Genomic DNA, 3,828 nt, shown 5'->3' with positions numbered 1-3,828 from the left:
CGTCCACCAACAGGATTTTCTTGAGTTGAGCCATTTCCCGATCCTCCAAACGCTTTTCCATCACTTGCGCGCGGAATATGCAATCAACAAGATTTGCTGCAACGGTTTCACGCCTTCGTGTCAGAGTTGGCAGAAATGTTTCACATTTCCTTTCGAAACAGCTAGGAGAAAGGCTGAGCGTTATAGGGTAACATAGATGAGCCTCATTCCCGATATCACCGAACTTCTTGCCCGGGCCCGGGCCGATCTGCGCATGGGCGTTCCAGTGGTGCTGACCGATGACAGCGGCTTTAGCGTTGTGGCGATCTCTGCGGAAACGCTCAACCCGCAGCGCCTGGCTGATCTGAAAAAGCTCGGAGACCCGGTGGTGGCCATTACCGGGCGACGGGCCGAAACACTCAAGGCGCGGGCCTATGACGGCGATCTTGCGCGCGTTTCGATTCCCGCCGATGCAGACATCACTTGGGTGCAGGCAGTTGCTGATCCCTCTGACGATCTGAACGCGCCGATGAAAGGTCCGTTGATGACCGAGCGCCACGGTAACGCCAATTTGCACCGCATCGCGATTGCGTTGGCCAAGTCCGCGCGCATACTTCCCGCTGCGGTCGTCGTACCGGTCGAAGATGGCCGGGCCTTTGCGGTATCGAACGGCCTGACCTGCATTGACCACACGCGCGCCGCCCCGCATCTGGCGGACCGCAGCGCCCTGCATGAGGTGGTTGCCGCGCGTCTTCCGATGGAAGTATCCGAGGCCGGTCGCCTGCATGTTTTTCGCCCCGAAGATGGCGGAGAAGAACATTACGCGGTCGAAATAGGCCGCCCGGATCGGGACAAACCAGTGCTGGCCCGATTGCATTCCGCCTGTTTCACGGGCGATCTGATGGGCAGCCTGAAATGCGACTGCGGTCCGCAATTGCGGGGCGCGCTGGCACAAATGGGGACCGAAGGGGCTGGCGTTCTTCTGTATCTGAACCAGGAAGGGCGTGGAATCGGGCTGGCCAACAAGATGCGCGCCTATTTTCTTCAAGATCAGGGTTTTGACACGGTGGAAGCAAACCACAGGCTGGGATTCGAGGATGATGAGCGTGACTTCCGACTCGGCTCGGATATCCTGAAATCTCTGGGCTTCAACGCGGTGCGCCTGCTGACCAACAACCCTGCCAAGATCTCGATGATGGAACGCACAGGGATCGCCGTGACCGAGCGCGTTCCTTTGAAAGTGGGTGAAACCGCGCATAACCGGGGGTACCTGGCCACGAAAGCCGCGAAATCCGGGCACCTGTTGTGACCCCAGCCGATCTTGTGCTCACCCCACGTGGCGTTCGCTTTCTTGGCAGGACCATCCCCTGCTCGATTGGCAAAGGCGGATTGAGCAACACGAAACACGAGGGTGACGGGGCGACACCTACCGGATGCCATCGAATCGTCGGCATGCTCTACCGACCCGACCGGCTGGTCGCCCCCAACTTCTGGGCGATTCCGATTGGGCCGCAGGACTTGTGGTCGGATGACGTCGAGGACAGCCACTACAATCACATGGTGCCTGCCCCTTATGCGTTCAGTCATGAAAAACTGCGCCGGGCTGATCCACTTTACGATCTGGTCCTGTTGACCGACTGGAACTGGCCGAATGCCGTTCCCGGCAAGGGATCGGCGATTTTTCTGCACCAGTGGCGCAGGCCCGGCTACCCGACCGAGGGCTGCATTGCCTTTCGCCGGGACCATCTGCACTGGATTGCAGGGCGAATTGCCGTTGGAACGCGCCTGATCATCCCTGAAGTTTGACCCGCTCGCCGAAAATGGCGGAACCGACGCGAACATGGGTGGCGCCCAATGCGATGGCTTGTTCAAAGTCGCTGCTCATCCCCATCGACAATCCCTCCAGCCCGTTTCGTGCGGCGATCTTGGCCAAGAGGGCGAAATGCAAAGTGGGTTCTTCATCGACCGGCGGGATGCACATCAACCCACGCACCGGCAGGTCCAGCGATCGGCATTCCGCGATGAACTCGTCCGCATCCGCAGGAAGAACGCCTGCCTTCTGCGCTTCTTCACCCGTATTGACCTGAATGAAAAGGTCGGGGCAGTATCCCACCTCTTGCGCCAGCCGCGCCAGGGTTTTGGCCAGTTTGGGGCGATCGACCGAATGAATCGCGTCACACAGTTCCATCGCCTGCCTGGCCTTGTTGGTCTGCAACGGGCCGATGAGATGCAGATCGACGGCATCGAACTGCTGTTTGAAAGCGGGCCATTTGCTGGCCGCCTCCTGTACGCGATTCTCACCAAAACATCTGTGGCCCTGCTCCAGCACCGCCTGAACCCGCTCATTCGGTTGTACTTTGGATACAGCGATCAGTTTGACGGAACCGGCAGGGCGGTCCGATCTGGCTTCGGCATTTGCAATGCGTGCGGTGATTTCTTGCAACGACATGGGGCCCTCAATCTGTCTTTGGCGCAGAAAAACACCAAGTCGACGCAAAAGAAAAGGGCGAGTCCGAAGACCCGCCCTCAAACCTTGCGGTTCAGATCAGCTTAGAAGTTGAACTGAGCACCGAAGTCAGCAACGATTGTGTCGCTTGCGCAGCTGTCGCAGTCGTTGCGGCCGATACCACCGCGCAGCGATGCACCACCACCCAGGTCGTAGATCGCACCGATAGCAACCTGCTGAGTGTCAGCAGAGGCGTTACCGTCACCATAGGTGAACAGCAGGGTGGTTGCAGCGCCCAGGTTGTAGGCAGCCGACAGACCCCATGCAGTACCGTCGGTCGAAGCAACCTCAGTTGCGTCGTCCGCGACAAACAGGGTACCCGAGAAGTCACCCCATTCGCCACCCAGGGTCAGAACGGTCAGGCTCGGATCGGGGCCTGCGCCACCGTCGGTCTGACCATAGGCCAGAGCGGCAGTGATGTTGTTGAAGGTGTAGGTTGCGCTGATGTCCCAGCGGTCTGCGTCAACGGTGGTCGAAGCGGCACCACCAGCTGCAACAGTTGTAACCTGCGCTTGGTCATAAGATGCACCAAACGAGAAGTCACCAACCGAATACTGGAAGAACACAGCGTTCGAACCCGAACCGGTCGACGAGTAAGCCAGGAAGCTGTAGTCAACGCCCGAGTACTGACCTGCGAACAGTTCCAGACCAACTTCGTTGCCGTAGTAGTTTGCCAGGTTGTCAAACGAACCTGCGACGTTGCCCGCGTCAACACGCAGACCGCCGTAGATGACCGAGAAGCGTGCGCCGTTCAGGCCGGCCGAGTTTGCTTCACCGGTGCTGCTGTTTTCGTCGGCTTGCAGACGAACACGGCCTTCAAAGCGTACACCACCGTCGGTTTCTGCGACGCCGTCGATGTTCAGACGGAAGCGCGAGACCAGGATAGCGTCGTCAGACTGTGCGGTCGAAGTTGCGGAGACGTCATCGGCTGTGCCCATCAGGCCGTCTGCGCCAGGTCCGTTAACGGTTGTGGTTGCGGTACGGTCTTCAACGTAGCCAATACCAAAACGGCCGTAACCGCTGAAGTTAACTTCAGCTGCTGCAACGCCTGCGGTCGCGATCAGCGCCGTCGATGCGAAGAGAACTTTTTTCATCTTGTTTCCCTCGGTTTCATTCAAAAGAGTTATCTACTCGACACATGCCTCGGCATATGTCTCAGCACGGACACCGTTTCGCTCTTTTTGCCCCCGTTGCGCAAGCTTGGCATAAACCCGGTCACGTCATTGGGGTCAGATTGGTGCAAGGATGCCACAGTTCCTTTTCGCCCGGATAAGGCGGGCACGCTTACATTTCAGAAGAATAGGCTTGTTGCAGCGAGGGTCCTTGGCTAGGAGTATGCCCTG

The 3,828-nt window shown here is 58.5% G+C and carries 4 protein-coding genes; 2 read left to right on the top strand and 2 right to left on the bottom strand.

The genetic code is table 11. The features are described from left to right. Positions 1-196: 196 nt before the first annotated feature. Positions 197-1,288 carry a GTP cyclohydrolase II gene (ribA, locus tag AC2FNN_RS21160; RefSeq protein WP_496760441.1) on the top strand — a complete coding sequence of 364 codons (1,092 nt, stop codon included), beginning with the start codon at positions 197-199 and terminating at the stop codon, positions 1,286-1,288. After that, a complete protein-coding gene (locus tag AC2FNN_RS21155) occupies positions 1,285-1,785 on the top strand; it encodes a L,D-transpeptidase family protein (protein ID WP_496760440.1) in 501 nt (166 codons plus the stop codon). The genes ribA and AC2FNN_RS21155 overlap by 4 nt, the downstream gene beginning before the upstream one ends. Here the strand turns inward: AC2FNN_RS21155 and AC2FNN_RS21150 are convergent. Together AC2FNN_RS21150 and AC2FNN_RS21145 are read right to left on the bottom strand one after the other, a co-directional pair. Then, positions 1,769-2,428 (bottom strand): YggS family pyridoxal phosphate-dependent enzyme, encoded by a 660-nt coding sequence (locus AC2FNN_RS21150; protein WP_496760438.1) that lies wholly within the window; start codon positions 2,426-2,428, stop codon positions 1,769-1,771. The two genes, AC2FNN_RS21155 and AC2FNN_RS21150, sit on opposite strands and share 17 nt — an antisense overlap. A gap of 101 nt (positions 2,429-2,529) precedes the next feature. Then, a complete protein-coding gene (locus AC2FNN_RS21145) occupies positions 2,530-3,579 on the bottom strand; it encodes a porin (RefSeq protein ID WP_496760437.1) in 1,050 nt (349 codons plus the stop codon). Positions 3,580-3,828 lie beyond the last annotated feature (249 nt).

The organism is Ruegeria sp. BHSA118, from assembly GCF_059613405.1.
This window is presented reverse-complemented; position numbering and strand designations above follow the sequence as displayed.